Genomic DNA, 19,212 nt, shown 5'->3' with positions numbered 1-19,212 from the left:
CACCATGACCAGTACGACCAAGGCCGCGCCAGCCGCCTTCCCGGGCGCGCCGGCCGCCGGCGCGCGCGTCGACCTGCGCACCTGGATCGCGGTCGCCGCCGGCATGCTCGGCGCCTTCATGGCGGTGCTCGACATCCAGATCACGAACTCGTCGCTGCGCGACATCCTGGGCACGCTCTCGGCGACCCAGGAAGAGGGTTCCTGGATTTCCACCGCCTACCTGTGCGCCGAGATCGTCGTGATCCCGATGACGGCGCTGTTCGCGCGCGCCTTCGGGGTGCGCAACTACATGATCGGCACCACCGCGCTGTTCCTGGTCTTCTCGACCCTGTGCGGCGCGGCCTGGAACCTGGAAAGCATGATCGTCTTCCGCATGCTGCAGGGCTTCACCGGCGGCGCGCTGATCCCGATGGCGATGACCCTGGTGATGACGCGCCTGCCGAGCTCCAAGCGCGCGGTCGGCATGGCGATCTTCGGCCTGACCGCGACGCTCGCGCCGGCGATGGGCCCGACCCTGGGCGGCTACCTGTCCGAGCTGTACGGCTGGCCGTCGATCTTCTACATCAACTGGGTGCCGGGCGTGCTGCTGATCGCCGGCATGGTCTACGGCCTGGACAAGGAAAAGATGCAGGTCGGCCAGTTGGTCCATGCCGACTGGCTCGGCATCTTCCTGATGGCCATGGGCCTGGGCTGCCTGACCATCTTCCTGGAAGAGGGCAACTCGAAGGACTGGTTCGAGTCGCGGTTCATCGTCACCTTCGCGGCGCTGGCCCTGGTCGGCATCCTCGGCTGGATCGCCAACAGCTTCATCCGCCAGCAATCCTTCGTCAACCTGCGCCTCTACGGCCAGCGCAACTTCCTGGTCGCGACCGCGCTGTCGGCGGTGATCGGCATGGGTTTATACGGGTCGTCGTACCTGCTGCCGCTGTATCTCGGCCAGATCGCCGGCTATACCCCGATGCAGATCGGCGAAGTGATCGCCTGGGTCGGCCTGCCGCAACTGATCGTGATGCCGTTCGCGGCCGCCCTGTCTTCCAAAGTGGACAACCGCATCATGTGCAGCTTCGGCCTGCTGATGTTCGGCGGCTCCTGCCTGATGAACGCCTACATGGACGCGACCACCGGCTACGACCAGCTGATGCTCACCCAGATCATCCGCGCCATCGGCCAGCCCTTCGTGATGCTGACCCTGTCGAACTTCGCGATGCAGGGCATCGCGCCGAAGGACATGCCGTCGGCCTCGAGCCTGTTCAACATGACGCGCAACCTGGGCGGCTCGGTCGGCATCGCGCTGCTGGCGTCGTCGCTGACCAACCGCGAACACTTCCACTCGGCGCGCATCGGCGAAGCGGTGTCGAGCTACGCGCCGGCGACCCAGGAGCGCCTGGAGCAGATGACCCAGGCCTTCGTCTCGCGCGGCATCGACCCGGCGACCGCCGCCGACCAGGCGATTGCCGCGCTGGACCGCATCGTGCGGCGCGAGTCCTATGTGATGGCCTACAACGACGGCTTCTGGATCATCGGCCTGATCCTGATCTCCTGCGTCGCCGTGGTCTGGCTGGCCGACAAGGTCAAGTCCCCCGGCGGCGCCGGCGGCGGTGGCCATTGAACCCATTCGATTGAAGAGAAAAACGATGTTCGAAACCTTTGCCAAGAACCTCCCGCGCCGTGCGGCGCCTGCCGTGACAACTGCGATAGCCGCCGCCGTGCTGGTATCGGGCTGCTCGACGATCGGTCCGGATTTCGTGGCCCCGAAAGGTGTCGAGAGCGCCGTTTTCCGCCACGCTTCCGCAGCGCCGGCGGACGATGCGCGCCTGTCGGCGAGCTGGTGGACCGTGTTCGACGACGCCACCCTGAACGAGCTGGAAAACCGCGCCCTGGGCAGCAGCCCGGGTGTGCGCGCAGCGGCCCAGCGCCTGCTTCAGTCCCAGGCCCAGCTGGGCGTGGTGCGCGCCGGCCAGATGCCGAACCTGTCGGTAAACGCGGGCGTGTCGAACTCGCGCACCTCGGCCGAGACCGCGCAGGGCCAGGCGCTCGGCGGCCGTTCGATCGAGGGCGACAACTTCTCGATCGGCGCCGCGCTGTCCTACGAGCTCGATATCTGGGGCCGCGTGCGCCGCATCGTGGAGGCGGCCGACGCCCAGGCGCTGGCGGCCCAGGACGACCGCGACGCCGTGCTCCTGATGCTGTCGAGCCAGGTGGCGCAAAGCTACTGGACACTGCGGGGACTCGATGCGGAACAAGCCATCCTCGCGGATGCCTTGTCGGCCCGGCGCGAAGCCCAGGAACTGATCGAGGCGCGCTTCAACGCCGGCCTGTCGAACGAGCTGGACGTCTCGCGCGCGCGCATCGAGCGGGCGAATGCCGAAGCCGACCTGCACGAGGTGCAGCGCCAGCGCAACCAGGTCGAGCACGCGCTGGCGGTGCTGGTCGGCGTCTCGCCGAGCACGCCGCTGGTGGCGCCGCAAGCGAAACCCGCGCTGCCGCTGCCCCCGAGCATTCCGGTCGGCCTGCCGGCCAGCCTGCTGGGCCAGCGCCCGGACCTGGCCGCGAGCGTGGCCAACCTGAAGGCCGCCAACGCCCAGGTGGGCGTGGCCGAGGGCGCGTTCTATCCCTCGCTGACCCTGACCGGCAACTTCGGCTATGCCTCGGAATCGCTGCGCGACCTGGCGGGCGGCAGCGCGCGCCAGTTCTCGATCGGGCCGCTGGCGCTGTCGCTGCCGATCTTCGACGGCGGCCGCAACCGCGCCAACCTGGCGCTGTCGAAGGCGCGCTACGACGAGGCGGTGGCGAACCACGAGAACCGCCTGTTGACGGCCTTGCGCGAAGTGGAAGACGCGCTGTCGGACGTGCAGCAGCGCCAGAAGCAGGGCGAGGTGCAGGCCCAGGCGCAGGAAGCGGCAAGCCGCGCGCTGCTGGTGGCGCAGGCGCGCTACGAGCGCGGCGTGTCGACCTACCTGGACGTCACCGACGCCCAGCGCAGCGCGCTGGCGGCGAGCCGCGCGGCGGCGCAGATCCGCACCCAGCGCCTGCTGGCCTCGGTGGCCGTCGCGCGCGCCCTGGGCGGCGGCTGGTCGCAGGCGCCGGCGCTGGCGACTGTTCGATAATCGTAGGGTGGGCGCCCCGTGCCCACGCGTTACGGCCGCGTCCTTGCACCGCTGGCGGGGCTGCCTCGCTCGCGATATTCGAAATTGGACGAAACGCGCGCATACCGTGTTTGATCCTTGCGGATTTCGCGGGCGACGATTCACCGCCGCCGGTGCGATCGAACGTGCGTAACGCGTGGGCACGGGGTGCCCACCCTACGGTCCACGCCGCCCCAATCGCCCCCTAACGGTATTACAATTCCCCGCTTGCATGCCAATCAACCAGGGGACCCATGAAACAACTTCTCGCACCCATCGTGCTGGCCATGGCGGCCGGCGCCGTGATCGCCGCCGACGCCCCCAGCGTCAAGCCGGGCCCGGCCAGCGTGGCCGAACTGAACGTCATGGCGAAGCGTTTCGTGCCGGTCGAGCTGCGCGCCGATACCTCGAAGCTGTCCAGCGGCGACCGCGCCGCGATCGTCAAACTGATCGAAGCGGCGAAGATCGTCGACACCCTGCAATTGCGCCAGCGCTGGGCCCATAACGAGGCCCTGTGGGCCGCCCTGCAGAAGGACAGTTCGCCGCTGGGCAAGGCGCGCCAGGATTACTTCTGGCTGAACAAGGGACCCTGGTCGATCATCGACGGCAACCGCTCCTTCATGCCTGCCGAGTACGCTGGCATCAATATCCCCGCACGCAAGCCCGACGCCGCCAATTTCTACCCGGCCGGCGCGCGCAAGGAGACGCTGGAAGCGTGGATGAATTCGCTGCCGGCGAAGGAACGCGAAGCGGCCCAGTGGTACTTCACCGTGATCCGCAGCGGCCCGGACGGCAAGTTCCGCACCGTGAAATACTCGGACGAGTACAAGCCCGAACTGCAGCAGCTGGCGAAGCTGCTGCGCGAGGCGGCCAGCCACACCGACAACGCCTCGCTGAAGAAATTCCTCAACCTGCGCGCCGACGCCTTCCTGTCGAACGACTACCTGGCCTCGGACTTCGCCTGGATGGACCTCGACAGCCCGGTCGACATCACCATCGGGCCCTACGAGACCTATAACGACGAGCTGTTCGGCTACAAGGCCGCGTTCGAGGCCTACGTCAGCGTGCGCGATCCGAAGGAAACGCAGAAGCTGAACTTCTTCGGCAAGCACATGCAGGAGCTGGAAGACAACCTGCCGCTCGACAAGCAGTACCGCAATCCGAAGGTCGGGGCGATGGCGCCGATGGTGGTGGTGAACCAGGTCTACGGCGCCGGCGACGGCAACATGGGCGTGCAGACCGCCGCCTACAACCTGCCGAACGACGAGCGCATCATCCGCGAGCGCGGCTCGAAGCGCGTGATGCTCAAGAATATCCAGGAAGCGAAGTTCGAATCGACCCTGAAACCCATCACGAAGCTGGTGCTGCGTCCCGAGGACCAGAAGGACCTCGACTTCGATTCCTTCTTCACCCACATCCTGGCGCACGAGATCACCCACGGCCTGGGCCCGCACGTGACGCGCCGCAACGGCAAGGAATCGACGCCGCGCCAGGACCTGAAGGAGACCTATTCGACCATCGAGGAAGCGAAGGCCGACGTCACCGGCCTGTGGGCGCTGGCCTACATGATGGAGAAGGGCCAGCTGAAGGACACGCTGGGGCAGGGCGAGGCGGCCGAGCGCAAGCTGTACAACACCTTCCTCGCGTCGTGCTTCCGCACGCTGCACTTCGGCCTGACCGATTCGCACGCGCGCGGCATGGCGATCCAGGTCAACTACCTGCTCGACAAGGGCGCCTTCGTCTCGCACGGCGACGGCACCTTCTCGGTCGACTTCAAGAAGATCAAGCAGGCCGTGATCGACCTCGACCGCGAATTCCTGACCATCGAGGCGACCGGCGACTACACGCGCGCCAAGGCGATGATGGCGCGCTACGTCGTCATCCGCCCGGACGTGCAGAAGGCCCTGGACAAGATGAAGGCGGTGCCGAACGACATCCGCCCGGCCTTCGTCACGGCCGCCGCCCTGACCGCGCCGGCTACGCGCTGAACGGCTGCTGATAGCGGAAATCTGATGAATACGTCGGATTTTCGCTATCTCCTTGCCAAATTCAATCGAGCCGACAATCAAATTCGATAATTTCTGCTATATTCACATTTGTTTCCATGTGGCAAACAATTGTCGCATGCGCGGGCGGAGCGTTTTCTCCGCGTGAATACATCAGCAGAACATGTCCTCTTCCAGATTGACCATCGGCGCACGCCTTGCGCTCGGTTTCGGCGCCGTGCTGGCGCTGATGATGGTGCTGACCGCGCTCGCGGTCAGCCGCGTCGGCCAGATCGACGCCGCCCTCAACCACATCAACGACGTCAACAACGTTAAGCAGCGCCACGCGATCAACTTCCGCGGCAGCGTGCACGACCGCGCCATCGCCCTGCGCGACGTGGTGCTGGCCTCCGACAACGCCGGCGCCCAGCCGGCCCTGGAACGCATCCGCGTCCTGGCCGCCGACTACGAGCAGGCCGCGCTGGCGCTCGACGCGCTGTTCGCCGCGCGCGGCGAGATCCTGCCCGAGGAACGCGCCGCCCTGGCCGCGATCAAGGAAGAGGAAGGCAAGACCCAGCCCCTGATCGCGCAGGTGAGCGCACTGCGCCTGGCCGGCGACCTCGAGGGCGCCCGCTCCCTGCTGGCGCGGGAAGCCGGCCCGGCCTTCGTGGCCTGGCTGGCCAGCGTGAACCGCCTGATCGACCTCGAGGAAGCCATGAACAAGACCGCGGCCGAAGGTGCGCGCGCGCTGTCGGGCAGCTTCCTGGCCTGGATGGCGCTGCTGTGCGCGGTCGCGGTGGCGATCGGCGCGCTCGGCGCCTGGATCATCAGCCGCGGCCTGCTGCGCCAGCTCGGCGGCCAGCCGGACTATGCGGCGGCCATCGCCGGCAGCATCGCCGCCGGCGAACTGGGCGTGCGGGTCGACACCGCGCCGGGCGACCGCTCCAGCCTGCTGCATGCAATGCGGGGCATGCGCGACAGCCTGGTCGGCATCGTCTCGCAGGTGCGCGCCGGCACCCTGGCCATCGCCGACGCCTCGAGCGAGATCGCCGCCGGCAACCAGGACCTGGCGCGGCGCACCGAGCGCCAGGCCCGGACCCTGATGGAGACCGCCGCCGCGATGGAGGAACTGACTGGCACCGTGCGCCAGAATGCCGACAATGCGCGCCAGGCCAACGCGCTGGCCGAATCGGCGTCCGGCGTGGCGCTGCGCGGCGGCGCGGTGGTCGGGCAGGTGGTCCAGACCATGGCCGCGATCAACGATTCGTCGAAGCAGATCGCCGACATCGTCGGCGTGATCGACAGCATCGCCTTCCAGACGAATATCCTGGCGCTCAACGCGGCGGTGGAAGCGGCGCGCGCGGGCGAGCAGGGCCGCGGCTTCGCGGTGGTCGCCAGCGAGGTGCGCAACCTGGCGCAGCGCTCGGCCGCGGCCGCGCACCAGATCAAGGACCTGATCACTAGTTCGGTCGAGCGCGTCGACACCGGCGCGCGCCTGGTCGATGCGGCCGGCAGTACGATGGACGAGATCGTCACCAGCGTGAAGCGGGTCACCGACATCATGGCCGAGATCAGCCTGGCCAGCGCCGAGCAGAGCGCGGGCATCGAGCAGGTCAATGCCGCGATCGGGCGCATGGACGAGGCGACGCGCCAGAATGCCGCCCTGGTCGAGCAGGCCAGCGCGGCCGCGGGCGCGCTCCAGGACGAGGCCGCGGCGCTGGCCCAGGTGGTCAGTGTCTTCAAAATGACACAGGCGCAGGGCCGGGCTGTTGCGTTGGCGCCGCAAAGCCGGGCGTTGGTGTTGTCGGCTTGAACACGCACAAAAATATTTCCGTTTGGGAAGATATCCTCGGTCCTAGAATTGCCTTAGAGCATTTCATCACTGCCGGATCTCTTCCATGTCCAAGTATTTCGCCGCCGCTGCACTGTTTGCTTCCGCCTGCGCCCAGTCCGCCGAACTGACCGCCCTCGAGCAGCGCTGGCTGCAGGCGGCGGGCCCGGTCCTGTCCTATTCCCGGAGTTTGAATCTCCCGATCGACATCATCGTCCAGCCGCGGGCGCGTCCGAACGACGTGCCGCTGGCCATGGGCTACGACGACGGGCGCTGCAAGCTGGTGCTGACGCTGCGCGGCAACCCGCAGGCGGAAAGCGTGCTGGCCGGCGTCCCGGCCGAGCGCCAGGGCGAGCTGATCGAGGCGATGGCGGCGCACGAGGTCGCGCACTGCTGGCGCCACGCGCAAGGCGCCTGGAATGTGTTGCCGGCCGGCTTCGTCGAAGTCGGCGAGGAAAGCGCTGCCAGCGGCGAATTGCTGGCTGCTTCGAAAGCGATGCGCGAAGCGCGCCGCGAGGAAGCCTATGCCGACCTGGCCGCCCTGGCCTGGACGCGGCACCGCAACCCCGAGGCCTATGGCCGGGTGCACGCCTGGTTCGAGGCCGTGCGGCGCGAGCAGCCGGTGGCGCGCGGCGGCCACGACACCCGCCTGTGGGTGGAGCTGGCGCGCGACGCCGGCCGTTTCGGCGCGGCCGGCGCGCCCTTCGAGGATGCGGCGCCGCTGTGGCGCGAGGGCCTGCTGCGCGCCGATTGAGGGCGCACAGGACCATCCCGGCGGCGCAGCACGCGCTACCGCAAAAAATATGGTTTTTCCGACAAGTGTTCGGTGACGCACAGATACATACAGGGGTGCGGCGTTTAATGGCGTTAACACAACAACCGACCCAAGGGACTCCGTCATGAAAACGTTGCTTGCCACTCTGCTGGCCACCGCGGCCGGCGCCAGCTTTGCCGCCGCACCGACCGCCGCCCTGAACCACGATCCGGCGACCTACCGCAACGTAACCCAGAAGGCGGCTTCCGAATACAAGGCGGCGACCGCCAAGTGCGACGCCAAGAGCGGCAACGACAAGGACATCTGCATGGCCGAGGCGAAGGCATCCCGTGCCCGCACCGAGGCGCAGGCCGTCGCCAAGTACAACACCAGCGCCGAAGGCAAGGCCAAGGCGCGCAGCAAGGTCGCCGAGGCCGAGTACGACGTCGCCAAGGCCAAGTGCGACGCGAAGAGCGGCGCCGAGAAGGACAGCTGCATGGACAACGCCAAGTCGGTGCGCACTGCCGCGCTGGCCGACGCCAAGGCCGGCCGCGAAGTTGCCGACGCCCGGGCCGACGCCCGCGCCGGCGCCACCGGCGCCAGCGGCAGCGCCGGCCTGGTCGCCAGCACCGACACCAAGGATCCGGCCAAGGCCGCGGCTGTCGCCAAGTGCGAGCAGGCCACCGGCAACGCGAACACCGGCTGCCTGATCGACAGCAAGGGCAACGTGACGACGCTGGCCGGCCGCGCCGAGAACGCGACCGAGCGCGCCGCCGAGAATACGAAGGACGCGGCGGCGAACGCCGGCGACAAGACCCGCGCCGTCGCCTCGACCGCCGCCGAGAAGACCAGGGAAGCCGCCGCCACCGCCGTCGACAAGACCAAGCAGGCTGCCGCGACCGTGGCCGAGAAGACCGGCCTGGACGGCGCCGGCGAGCGCCTGCGCGCGGCCGGTGCGACCATCGCCCAGAAGACCGAGAGCGCGCTCGACAACGCCGGCGAGAAGACCCGCGAAGCCGCCGCGAGCGCCAGGGAAAACACCCAGGAAGCGATGCACACCGCCGGCGACAAGACCCGCCAGGCGGCGTCGACCGCCGCCGACAAGACCGACCGCGCCACCGACAAGGCGGCCGACAACACCCGCGACGCGACCCGCGGCACCGCGCTGGCCGCTTCCGACACCGCCATCACCACCAAGGTGAAGGCCAGCATCTTCAAGGAACCGGACCTGAAGTCGATGGCGATCCACGTCGAGACCGAGAAGGGCGTGGTGATGCTGAGCGGCTTCGTCGAGTCGAAGGCCGAGGCGGACAAGGCCGTGAAGGTGGCCAGGGAAGTCGACGGCGTGACCAGCGTGAAGAGCGCCATCAAGGTCAAGTAAGCCTCGCAGTAGTCAGTGGCGGTAGGCAGGCGCTGCGGCCGCCCTCGCCGCACCTCACCCGCGCGCGCGGCCGTCGTTCGATGGCCGCGCGCTCTTTTTCGTCGCTGCCGCGCCACGCACGCCCTCATTCAGGCCGCATGGGCGGCGCGATCGGCTGGCCGCGCGCCGCGCCGGGTATAATTTTCGGGTGAACAAACTAGAAGCCTTCGGATACATCGTGGCCCAGGCGGCCCGCGGTGAAATTACCTTCCCCACCAGCGTCAACGCCGTGCTGCGCCTGCAGCAGGCGCTCGACGATCCCGACTGTCCGCTCGACGAAGCAATCCGCCTGGTGCTGGCCGAGCCGCAGCTGGCCGCGCGCACCGTGGCGCTGGCCAATTCGGCCGCTTTCGGCGGCGCCGGACCGACCGTCACCAACGTGCGCGCGGCCGTGATCCGGATCGGCTACCGCCGCCTCCAGGCCCTGGTCGCAAGCCTGGTGGTGCGCCAGTTCGGCAGCCGCATCAACGACCCCGGCCTGCGCGCCAAGGCCGAGCAGTTGTGGGAGCACACGGTGCACGTGGCAACGCTGGCGCAGTCGCTGGCGCGCCACGTCACCTTCGTCAATCCGGACACGGCCCTGTTCGCCGGCATCATCCACGAGGTCGGCGGCTTCTACCTGCTCTCGCGCGCCGACGAATTCCCGGGCCTGCTCGACGACGATCCCGAGAAGTGGGGCGAGCTGTGCGAGGACGTGGTGGGCCTGGAGGTGCTCAGGAAGCTGGCGGTGCCGGCCCCGGTGGCCGACGCCATCGGCGAGATGCGGCGCGCCTGGATCAACATGCCGCCCGCGACCCTGCTCGATACCCTGCTGCTGGCCAACCAGTTCGCCCCGGTGCCTTCGCCCCTGGGCGCGGCGCCCGAGCCGCCGGCGCACGGCGACAGCGCGCTCGACTTCGTGCTCGACGAGGAAATGCTCGACGAGATCCGGCGCGAGGCGGCCGAAACCCGCATGGCGATGGACGGGCCGCTGCTGGTCTGAAGACAGCCCCGGCCACGGCGCGGGAACCAAGGACGAGGCCAGCAGTTCTAAGCGCAAGGGACGTTCGTCCCGTGCGGAGGCATCGTGTTCGGAAGCATCGTGTCCGACGGTTTCGCGTCCAATCTTCGGGCGATAACGCCCAGGTGGCTGCAACCGTTATGGCGACAACTGCTTTGCCTGGTATTCCTGCTGGCGCTGGCCCCGGCCTGCGCGCAGGCATCCGCACGCACGCCGTCGGTGGCGCTGCTGACGATCGACGGCCCGATCGGGCCGGCCTATGCCGATTACGTCGAGCGCGGCATCGCGCGCGCCGGCGCCGAGGGGCGCGCCCTCGTCGTGCTCCAGCTCGACACGCCGGGCGGGCTCGATACCGCCATGCGCAGCATCATCCGCGCCATCCTGGCGGCGCCGCTGCCGGTGGCCTGTTTCGTGGCCCCGAGCGGCGCGCGCGCGGCCAGCGCCGGCACCTACATCCTCTACGCCTGCCACATCGCGGCGATGGCGCCCGGCACCAACCTGGGCGCCGCCACGCCGGTCCAGGTCGGCCCCGTCGGCCCCGGCCCGCCGAATACGGGCAACGACAAGGGTGACGACAAGGACAAGCCGCCCTCGACCATGGAGGCGAAGGCCATCAACGACGCCGCCGCCTATATCCGCGGGCTCGCGCAGCTGCGCGGCCGCAACGCCGAGTGGGCCGAGCAATCGGTGCGCCAGTCGCGCAGCCTGTCGGCCGGCGACGCGCTCGCCGCCGGTGTCGTCGATCTCGTCGCGCGCGACGTCGCGCAGTTGCTGGCGCTGAGCGAGGGCCGCGTCGTGCGCGTGCGCAATGCCGATTGGCGGGTGCAGGCCGGCGGAGCGGGCGTGGTCGATGCGGCGCCCGACTGGCGCACGCGCCTGCTCGCCGTGATCGCCAACCCGAGCGTGGCCCTGATCCTGCTCACCGTCGGCGTGTACGGCCTGCTGTTCGAGTTCATGAGCCCGGGCGCGGTGCTGCCCGGCGTGATGGGCGCGATCTGCCTGCTGCTCGGCTTGTACGGCATGCAGCTATTGCCGATCAATTACTCGGGCCTGGCGCTGATCTGCTTCGGGCTGGCCTGCATGGTGGCCGAGGCTTTCCTGCCCAGCTTCGGCGTCATCGGCCTGGGCGGCGTGGTCGCCTTCGTCATCGGCGCGCTGCTGTTGATGGACAGCGAGGCCCCCGGCTTCGGCATGCCGCTGGGCTTTGTCGCCGCGGTCGGCGTGACGGCCGCGCTGCTGGTCGGCGCCACCGCCCAGGTCGCGCTGCGCACGCGACGCCGGCCGGCGCCCGGCGTCACGGCGCGGCTTGAAGGCGAAATGGCCGAGATGCTGGGCGACGCCGCGCGCGAGGGCTGGGCCAACGTCGGCGGCGAGACCTGGCGTGTGCTGACCGACACCCCGCTCGCGCAAGGGCAACGGGTGCAAGTGGTGGGGCGGCGCGGGCGCGTGCTGCTGGTCGCGCCGCTTGACGCCGGAACGCCCGGTGCGCGGGCACCGGACAGGAAGCCCGCGAATGGGCATTGAGGAGATCGACATGCTGTTCGAACTGGGCTTCGGCGCCGCCTTCCTGGTATTCCTGCTGGCGCTGCTGTTTGCATTGTCGGTGCGCATCCTGCGCGAGTACGAGCGCGGCGTGGTGTTCCAGCTGGGGCGCTTCTGGGCGGTCAAGGGGCCGGGCCTGATCCTGTTGATCCCGGTGCTGCAGCAAATGGTGCGGGTCGACCTGCGCACCGTGGTGCTCGACGTGCCGAAGCAGGACGTGATCTCGCGCGACAACGTCTCGGTGAAGGTCAACGCGGTGCTCTACTTTCGCGTGATCGACCCCGAGCGCGCCATCATCCAGGTGGCGAACTACCTGGAAGCGACCAGCCAGCTGGCCCAGACCACGCTGCGCTCGGTGCTGGGCAAGCACGAGCTCGACGACATGCTGGCCGAGCGCGAGCGCCTGAACATCGACATCCAGCAGGTGCTCGACGCCCAGACCGATGCCTGGGGCATCAAGGTGGCGAACGTCGAGATCAAGCACGTCGACCTGGACGAATCGATGGTGCGGGCGATCGCCCGCCAGGCCGAGGCGGAACGCGAGCGCCGCGCCAAGGTGATCCACGCCGAGGGCGAACTGCAGGCCTCGGAAAAACTGATGCAGGCGGCCGAGGTGCTGGCGCGCGAGAAGGGGGCGATGCAGCTGCGCTACCTGCAAACCCTGTCGACCATTGCCGGCGACAAGAGCTCGACGATCGTGTTTCCGCTGCCGCTAGAGATGATGGCGACCATGTTCGAGCGCAGCGGCCGCTGACCGTTCCTGCCGATGGCCTTGCCGGGCGCAAGCGGCTACGCGCCGGCGCCTACCCGGATCGGCCGGCCGCTTCCTGGCCCCAGCGCACGACGCCGGCGCGCCAGGCCGGCGTGGACGCGGCGATGGCGTGTTCGCGCAGCAGCCGCGTCACGGCCCGCCGCGCCGGGTTGTCGCCGCGGCCGCGCAGGGTGGCAATCACGAACTGGCGCCGCGCCGGGATCGGCAGCGGCAGGGCGCGCACACCTTCCGGTTCCGGGTAGATGGCCAGGCGCGGCAGGATCGAGAAGCCCATGCCGCGCGCCACCAGCGCCGCGATGCTGGTGTCGTTGGCCAGCGTGCGCGCCGGCTCGGGCGCGAAGCCGGCGGCGCGGCAGCGCTCCAGGATGGCGGCCGCGCCGGTGCAGCCGAGGCGGATGAAGGGCAGGGCGCGCAGGTCCGGCCAGCCGGCGCCATCGAGCACGGCCGCCCCGGCGGGCACCACCAGCACGTAATCGTCCTGCAGGTAGGGCAGGCTGGAGAAATCCCCTTCCAGCGGCAGCTGGGCGATGCCGATGTCGGCGCGTCCCTCGCGCAGCGCGGCGGTGACGTCGAGGCGCTCGGCGCAGCTGTCGTCGATGTCGACGTGCAGGCGGGGATGCCGTTGCGCCAGCGCTTCCAGCACGTGGGGCAGCAGGTGGGTGCCGACGCTGCGGAAACACGCGATGCGCACCCGCCCGGCGAGCGGCTCCGTATCGTGGGCGCGGCGGTACAGGTCGGCTTCGATGCGCAGGATTTCGCGCGCGCCGTCGAGCACGCAGCGGCCGGCTTCGGTCGGCATCGAGCCGCCGCGCGAGCGCAGCAGGAGGATCGCGTCGAGGTCGCGCTCGAGCCCGGCGATGGCATGGCTGATGCGCGACTGGGTGCAGCCCAGCTCGGCCGCGGCGGCGCTGAAGCTGCCGTGTTCCGCCACGGCGGCGAACATCCTCAATTGGCTCAGGCGCATCGGTCATCGAAATCGTTCATGTCAGGCCGGCAATTATCCAGTATTTCGGTTGAGCCGGGATGGGCGCGGGCGAAGAATGGCGGCTTCATTCACTTCACGAGGACCCCATGACCACCTTGCCCGAGACGACCGCACTGATCCTGATCGACGTGCAGCAAGCCTTCAACGACCCCAGCTGGGGCGCACGCAACAATCCGGATGCGGAAGCGCGCATCGCCGAACTGCTGGGCCACTGGCGCGCGCGCGGCCGCCCGCTGTTCCACATCCAGCACCGCCGCGAGCGCCCGGCCAGCCTGTTTCATATCGATGGACCGGGCTTCGCCTTCAAGCCGCAGGCCCAGCCGCTGGCGGGCGAGCCTGTCCTCCACAAGGACGTGAACAGCGCCTTCATCGGCACCGACCTGGAAGCGCGCCTGCGCGCCGCGGGCGTGACGGCGCTGGTCATCGCCGGACTGACGACCGACCACTGCGTGTCCACGACCACGCGCATGGCCGGCAACTACGGATTCGAGACCTATATCGTCGGCGATGCCTGCGCCACCTTCGAGCGCACCGGGCCGGATGGCCGGCACTACGGCGCAGAGCAGATGCACGACATTGCGCTGGCCAGCCTGCACCGCGAATTCGCGACCGTCGTGTCGACGCGCGAAGTGGTGGCGGCGCTGGCTTGAGGCGCCGGCGCGCTGGAGTACGACAAAAATCTCCTGAGGATGATGATCTACGGCAACTTTTGAGTGCTACTATTTGGAAATATAAATTTCTTTCAGGAATTCACCATGCGCGCCGCCAAGCTTGCCTTGAGTCTTCTATCCCTGAGCCTGGGTGGTACTGCGCAGGCCGGCGTCATCGACCTGGGCAGCATGATCGGCGGCGCCAACCTGTATGCGATCCGCGACTTCGCGGCAACCTCGAGCGACGTCGAAGGCGCGGTGGTCGCGGGCGGCAACGTGACGGTGTCGAGCTATTCGATCAACGCCAACAACCGTCCGGCCTTCGGGCAATACGCGGTGGTCGCGGGCGGGAACTTGAGCGTGACCGGCGGCGCGATCAACCACGGCGGCGTGTATGTCGGCGGGACCACGAGCATGCAATGGGCGGCGACGCCGACGGCCTTGCCGACCAACCCGGTCGACTTCGCCGCGGCCGAGCAATACTACAAGACGCTGACGCGGGCGATCGCCGAGCTGGATGCGACCGGCACCGTCGCTCCCTTGTGGAGCGGGGTGAAGGTCAGCGGCAGCGGCAGCGGCGGCGTGGATATCTTCAACGTGAGCTCCGACATGTTCCGCACGTCGAGCAGCTGGACGCTGGAAAACCTCACCGCAGGCCAGACCCTGATCTTCAACATCAGCGGCGACCTCGGCACCTTCAACGAGGGCGGCATCAGTTTCGAGCCGCTAAGCGCCTACAACGTGCTGTTCAATTTTCATGAGGCGAAGAACGTCAACGTCAAGGGCGTGATCGGCAGCGTGCTGGCGCCGTATGCGACCGTCAACGCCAACTGGGGCGTCATCAACGGCAACGTGATCGTCGATACCTGGAATTCGACGATCCAGGTCAATGCGAATCATTATTTCCCGCCGGTCGACGTGCCCGGCTTCAACCTGCCGCCGGGCAGCGGCGGCGGCGGCGGGCACGCCGAGGTGCCCGAACCGGGCGCGCTGGCGCTGCTGCTGGCCGGCCTGTGCGCGGCCGGCTTCGCCTATCGCGCGCGCAGGGCCGCCTGAGCGCGGCCGCCGGCCGACAGCATCCACAGCGACAGGACGACGCCGATCACCGCCAGGCCGGCTGCGACCCACTGCGGCGACGCGTAGGAATAACCCAGCGTCAGCGGAATCCCGCCGAGGAAGGCGCCCAGCGCATTGCCGATATTAAAGCCCGACTGGCCGAGCGAGGAGCCGAGCATCTCGGCTTCGCGCGAGTGGCCGATCAGGAGCATCTGGATCGGCGGGCCGAGGGCCAGCGCGTTGGCGCCGGTGGCGAAGGCCAGCACCAGCATGGCCGGCTGCGAACCCGCCAGCAGGCCGTTCAGCAGCAGCAGGATCGTCATGCTGGCCAGCAGCAGGGCCACCGCGCTCAGCGGCGCGAAGCGGTCGGCCAGGCGTCCGCCCAGCGTCACGCCGACCGTCATGCCCACGCCCACCACCGTCATGATCAGCGGGATCTGGCCGGGCGCGAAATGCGCGACCTCGGTCAAGAGCGGCGCGATGTAGCTGAACCAGGCGAAGAAGCCGCCGGTGCCGATCGAGGTGATGCCCAGCGCCAGCCAGAGGGCCGGCTTGCGGAAGATCTTCAGGTCCTTCCTCAGGCCGGCGCTCGGCGTCGCTTCGAAGAAGGGCACCAGTTGCTTCAGGCTGAAGGCGGTGGCCAGGCCGATCGCGGCGACGATCAGGAACACCAGGCGCCAGCTCAGGTTGTGGCCGAGCCAGGTGCCGAAGGGCACGCCCAGCACGTTGGCCAGGGTCAGGCCGGTGAACATGGTCGCCAGCGCGGCGGCGACCTTGCCGGGATCGGCCAGGCGGCTGGCGACCACCGCGCCGACGCCGAAGAAGGCGCCGTGCGGCAGGCCGGCCAGGAAGCGCGAGGCCATCATCATGCCGAAGTTGGGCGCCAGCGCCGACAGGGCGTTGAAGGCGGCGAACATCAGCATGAACCAGATCAGCACGCTGCGCGGCGGGCGGCCGGCCATCAGCGCGACCAGGGTCGGCGCGCCGACCACGACGCCCAGCGCATAGGCGGAAATCAGGTAGCCGGCCTGGGGAATGCTGATGTGCAGGCCGGTGGCGATGTCGGGCAGGATGCCCATCATGACGAATTCGGTCATGCCAATGCCGAATCCGCCCAGGGCCAGTGGGAACAGGCTTTTCTTGATCAAAATAGGGTGTCTTTACAGGTGCGGTATGGCCCGCGACGCGCCGGATGCGGTCGTAGGTGGTCGGCCACTATAGCGGCTCGCCGACGCGCAGTCAGCTTTCGAGTCGTGATGACGGGTATGCGATGCGATGATGTGGGCACGGGCGCGCTGTTCAGCCCTGCCGTTCACGCATCCTCGCGCAGCCAGGCGATACGCCCGTGGCCGGCTTCGTTCAGGCGCGCGCTGAAGGCGCCGGCCGCCTGTTCGGGCAGGCTGAAGGCGAAGGTGACCTCGTCGCTGTGGGCGACGTCCAGCAGGACGGCGCCGGCGGCGTCGATCTCGCGCCGCACCAGGCCTTCGAGCGGGTAGGGCGCGCTGCAGCGCAGGATGGTCTTGCGCACGATCGCGACCTTCTCGGCATGCAGCAGGGCCTGGGCGACGCTGTCGGTGTAAGCCCGCACCAGGCCGCCGGCGCCGAGCTTCACGCCGCCGAAGTAGCGCACCACGGTGGCCAGCACGCCTTCCAGGTCCTGGTGGCGCAGCACGTCGAGCATCGGGCGTCCGGCGGTGCCGCTCGGTTCGCCGTCGTCGACCGCGGCCGACTGGCCGCCCGCCAGCAGGGCCCAGCAGACGTGGGCCGCGCCCGGGTGCTGGGCGCGCAGGCCGGCCACCACCTGCTGGGCGCCGGCACGGTCGGCCATCGGCTGCACGCAGGCGATGAAGCGGCTCTTCTTGATGAGCAGTTCGTGGTGGACGGGGGCGGTGATGGTCTGGGCCATGGGCTGCCGAACGATGAAACGGAAGTGGAAACAAAAACGCCAACCCTGTTGGGTTGGCGTTTTTGTCGATGCTTTACAACTTGAATTCTTTGGTAGGCCGTGCGGGATTCGAACCTGCGACCAACGGATTAAAAGTCCGCTGCTCTACCAGCTGAGCTAACGACCCGAAGAAGGCAAGATTATAGCCAGACTCTGGCGAAATTCCAAGTGTTTCTGCAAAGTAGTGAGAAAACGCAATGCGCAGCCGCGTTTTCGATGGCAGAGGCCGTGCGTCCCGCGCGCGCCAGCCGTGCCACAATGACCACATCATGACCAGACCACCCCAACGAGCCGGGCTGCGCGCGCTGCTGGAGGACGAGCTGCGCGGGCTGGCCACGATCCAGGCCAGCGACCGCGCCTGGCAGATGCCGTTCGCCGCCGCGCTGGCCTCGGGCCTGCCGCTGTTGATCGGCGCCTGGAGCGGGCGCATGGATTACGGGCTGGTCGCGTCCCTCGGCGGCCTGGTCTTCATCTACCTGCCGAATACGCCGATGTCGCACCGCATGGTGATGGTGATGGCGGCCGCCTTCGGCATGACGGCCTGCTACGCGCTCGGCGTGATGAGCCATTTCCTGCCCGGCCTGATGATTCCCGCGCTGGTCTTCGCCAGCATCCTGGTGACGATGGTCTGCCGCTTCTACCGGGTGGTGCCGCCGGGCAGCCTGTTCTTCATCATGGCCGCCTCGATCGGCGCCTATTCGCCGGTGCCGCCGGCCGACTTGCCCTTGCGGGTCGGCCTGATCTTCCTCGGCAGCCTGCTGGCCTGCCTGATCGCCTTCTTCTACAGTTTATATATGTTGCGCCGGCGCGCGCCGCTGCCGATCGCGCCGCTGCCCGCGGCCACCTTCGACTTCGTGGTGTTCGATTCGGTGGTCATCGGCGTTTTCGTCGGGCTGGCGCTGGCCCTGGCCCAGTTGCTGCAGCTGGAAAAGCCCTACTGGGTGCCGGTCAGCTGCCTGGCGGTGATCCAGGGCGCGTCGCTGCGCGCGGTCTGGAACCGCCAGCTGCAGCGCACGATCGGCACCGCGGTCGGCCTGCTGCTGGCCTGGGGCCTGTTGCTGCTGCCGCTGGAATACTGGAGCATCGCGTTGCTGATGATGATGCTCACCTTCGTCATCGAGTCGACCATCGTGCGCCACTATGCGCTGGCGACGGTGTTCATCACGCCGCTGACCATTCTGCTGGCCGAAGCCGCGGTGCTGGGTCATGGTTCGGCCGGCGCCCTGATCGGCGCGCGCTTCATCGACACCGTGCTGGGCTGTCTGGTCGGGCTGGCCGGCGGCATCTGCCTGCACAGCCCGCGCTTCCGCGAGGCGGTCGGGACGCCGCTGCGGCGCCTGGTGCCGCGGCGCTTCACGCGTGGACCGCGCCCGCAATAAGCGCGCTGTTCAAGTTTCGACTTCCTTGTCCTCTTCCTGGGCTTCGTGCATCGCTTCGGGTTCGAGCTTTTCGGCATCGACGTTCTGGCGGATGAACAGGCCCCAGGCCGCCAGCAGGATGGCCGCCGCGATCCCGATCGAGGCCACGTGCGGCAGCAGTTCCGGCTTGGTGTGCAGGAACTGGAATACGCCGATCAGGCACTCGACCGCGAGCGAGACCACGACCACGATCAGGAAACGCGACAGGAAGCGCCGCACCCGGGTCGGCGCGCTGGTGTGCACGGTGCGCTGGACTTCCTCTTCGAGCACGGTCTGCCCCAGTTCGAGCGCGGCGACGGCGATGGTCAGCAGGCCCACGCATTCGAGGATCAGCTGGAAGCGTTCCGGGACCGACTGCTCGTCGCCGGGCCGCAGGGCGGACCAGATCTCGATCCCGGCCAGCACGATGAGCGCGAAGCCGCAGGTGAAGAACAGGAGGGCGGCCAGGACGTAGCCGACGGTGCTGAGTTTATGGAGCGCTTTCACGGGGGAACCCTATATTCATATTTGTAGACACTTTAGCATCACCTCCCGGCCGAGGCGCGCACGTGCGTTTGTCTTGGCTGCGCCCCAGGGCTGGCTACCTGGATTTTCCCTATCCCTGAAGCGGGAGTGCTCGGTGAACAAGCTGTACCTTTCGCCCACCTGTACTGCCCATCCGGGGGAAGTAAAACGCAAAAAGCCCACGAACCGAAATTCGTGGGCTTCCTGTGTATTCGTGGTAGGCCG

At 68.4% G+C, this 19,212-nt stretch carries 16 protein-coding genes and 1 tRNA gene; 12 read left to right on the top strand and 5 right to left on the bottom strand.

The window, feature by feature from the left end:
* Positions 1 to 4: 4 nt before the first annotated feature.
* The 9 genes from RT688_RS20125 to RT688_RS20085 all read left to right on the top strand — a co-directional run bounded on the left by RT688_RS20125 (position 5) and on the right by RT688_RS20085 (position 12,411).
* Positions 5 to 1,609 carry a DHA2 family efflux MFS transporter permease subunit gene (locus tag RT688_RS20125; RefSeq protein ID WP_313706616.1) on the top strand — a complete coding sequence of 535 codons (1,605 nt, stop codon included), beginning with the start codon at positions 5 to 7 and terminating at the stop codon, positions 1,607 to 1,609.
* Between the two features lie 25 nt (positions 1,610 to 1,634).
* Positions 1,635 to 3,107: an efflux transporter outer membrane subunit gene (locus tag RT688_RS20120; protein WP_313706615.1), complete on the top strand. Its 1,473-nt coding sequence runs from the start codon at positions 1,635 to 1,637 to the stop codon at positions 3,105 to 3,107.
* A 272-nt stretch (positions 3,108 to 3,379) separates the two neighbouring features.
* Positions 3,380 to 5,113, top strand: a complete 1,734-nt coding sequence (locus RT688_RS20115) for a dipeptidyl-peptidase 3 family protein (RefSeq protein WP_313706614.1) — start codon at positions 3,380 to 3,382, stop codon at positions 5,111 to 5,113.
* A gap of 181 nt (positions 5,114 to 5,294) precedes the next feature.
* On the top strand, positions 5,295 to 6,923 hold the full coding sequence (locus RT688_RS20110) for a methyl-accepting chemotaxis protein (RefSeq protein ID WP_313706613.1): 1,629 nt from the start codon (positions 5,295 to 5,297) through the stop codon (positions 6,921 to 6,923).
* Between the two features lie 85 nt (positions 6,924 to 7,008).
* A complete protein-coding gene (locus RT688_RS20105) occupies positions 7,009 to 7,695 on the top strand; it encodes a hypothetical protein (protein WP_313706612.1) in 687 nt (228 codons plus the stop codon).
* A gap of 145 nt (positions 7,696 to 7,840) precedes the next feature.
* The gene (locus RT688_RS20100; RefSeq protein ID WP_313706611.1) at positions 7,841 to 9,076 is read left to right on the top strand and encodes a BON domain-containing protein; all 1,236 of its coding nucleotides are present in this window, start codon (positions 7,841 to 7,843) and stop codon (positions 9,074 to 9,076) included.
* Positions 9,077 to 9,263: 187 nt separating this feature from the next.
* Positions 9,264 to 10,097, top strand: coding sequence for an HDOD domain-containing protein (locus RT688_RS20095; protein WP_313706610.1), 834 nt, complete (start codon positions 9,264 to 9,266; stop codon positions 10,095 to 10,097).
* Between the two features lie 99 nt (positions 10,098 to 10,196).
* Entirely contained in the window at positions 10,197 to 11,639 is a 1,443-nt protein-coding gene (locus RT688_RS20090) for a nodulation protein NfeD (RefSeq protein ID WP_313706609.1), read from the top strand.
* Positions 11,640 to 11,718: 79 nt separating this feature from the next.
* Positions 11,719 to 12,411 carry a slipin family protein gene (locus RT688_RS20085; protein ID WP_409521958.1) on the top strand — a complete coding sequence of 231 codons (693 nt, stop codon included), beginning with the start codon at positions 11,719 to 11,721 and terminating at the stop codon, positions 12,409 to 12,411.
* A 49-nt stretch (positions 12,412 to 12,460) separates the two neighbouring features.
* Here RT688_RS20085 and RT688_RS20080 read toward each other — a convergent pair whose 3' ends face one another.
* Positions 12,461 to 13,393 (bottom strand): LysR family transcriptional regulator, encoded by a 933-nt coding sequence (locus tag RT688_RS20080; RefSeq protein WP_313706607.1) that lies wholly within the window; start codon positions 13,391 to 13,393, stop codon positions 12,461 to 12,463.
* A gap of 107 nt (positions 13,394 to 13,500) precedes the next feature.
* Here RT688_RS20080 and RT688_RS20075 point away from each other — a divergent pair, with 107 nt between their 5' ends.
* Together RT688_RS20075 and RT688_RS20070 are read left to right on the top strand one after the other, a co-directional pair.
* Complete coding sequence (locus tag RT688_RS20075; protein ID WP_313706606.1) at positions 13,501 to 14,064, top strand: cysteine hydrolase family protein; 564 nt, start codon at positions 13,501 to 13,503, stop codon at positions 14,062 to 14,064.
* Between the two features lie 105 nt (positions 14,065 to 14,169).
* Positions 14,170 to 15,120 carry a choice-of-anchor A family protein gene (locus RT688_RS20070; protein WP_313706605.1) on the top strand — a complete coding sequence of 317 codons (951 nt, stop codon included), beginning with the start codon at positions 14,170 to 14,172 and terminating at the stop codon, positions 15,118 to 15,120.
* Here RT688_RS20070 and RT688_RS20065 read toward each other — a convergent pair.
* The 3 genes from RT688_RS20065 to RT688_RS20055 all read right to left on the bottom strand — a co-directional run bounded on the left by RT688_RS20065 (position 15,096) and on the right by RT688_RS20055 (position 17,192).
* Positions 15,096 to 16,268 (bottom strand): MFS transporter, encoded by a 1,173-nt coding sequence (locus RT688_RS20065; protein WP_313706604.1) that lies wholly within the window; start codon positions 16,266 to 16,268, stop codon positions 15,096 to 15,098. The genes RT688_RS20070 and RT688_RS20065 overlap by 25 nt on opposite strands.
* 164 nt (positions 16,269 to 16,432) lie before the next feature.
* The gene (locus tag RT688_RS20060; protein ID WP_313706603.1) at positions 16,433 to 17,026 is read right to left on the bottom strand and encodes a YigZ family protein; all 594 of its coding nucleotides are present in this window, start codon (positions 17,024 to 17,026) and stop codon (positions 16,433 to 16,435) included.
* A 90-nt stretch (positions 17,027 to 17,116) separates the two neighbouring features.
* A tRNA-Lys gene (locus RT688_RS20055) sits at positions 17,117 to 17,192 on the bottom strand.
* Between the two features lie 142 nt (positions 17,193 to 17,334).
* On the opposite strand from RT688_RS20055, the gene RT688_RS20050 reads away from it, so the two are divergent.
* The gene (locus RT688_RS20050) at positions 17,335 to 18,444 is read left to right on the top strand and encodes an FUSC family protein (protein ID WP_313706602.1); all 1,110 of its coding nucleotides are present in this window, start codon (positions 17,335 to 17,337) and stop codon (positions 18,442 to 18,444) included.
* Between the two features lie 9 nt (positions 18,445 to 18,453).
* Here the strand turns inward: RT688_RS20050 and RT688_RS20045 are convergent, their stop codons facing one another.
* Positions 18,454 to 18,969: a hypothetical protein gene (locus RT688_RS20045; RefSeq protein ID WP_313706601.1), complete on the bottom strand. Its 516-nt coding sequence runs from the start codon at positions 18,967 to 18,969 to the stop codon at positions 18,454 to 18,456.
* Between the last annotated feature and the right edge of the window lie 243 nt (positions 18,970 to 19,212).

The organism is Massilia sp. (assembly GCF_032106685.1).
In the GTDB taxonomy this organism is placed as follows: domain Bacteria; phylum Pseudomonadota; class Gammaproteobacteria; order Burkholderiales; family Burkholderiaceae_D; genus Telluria.
Note: the sequence above shows the minus strand (reverse complement) of the source record. Positions and strands in the feature narration are given on the sequence as shown.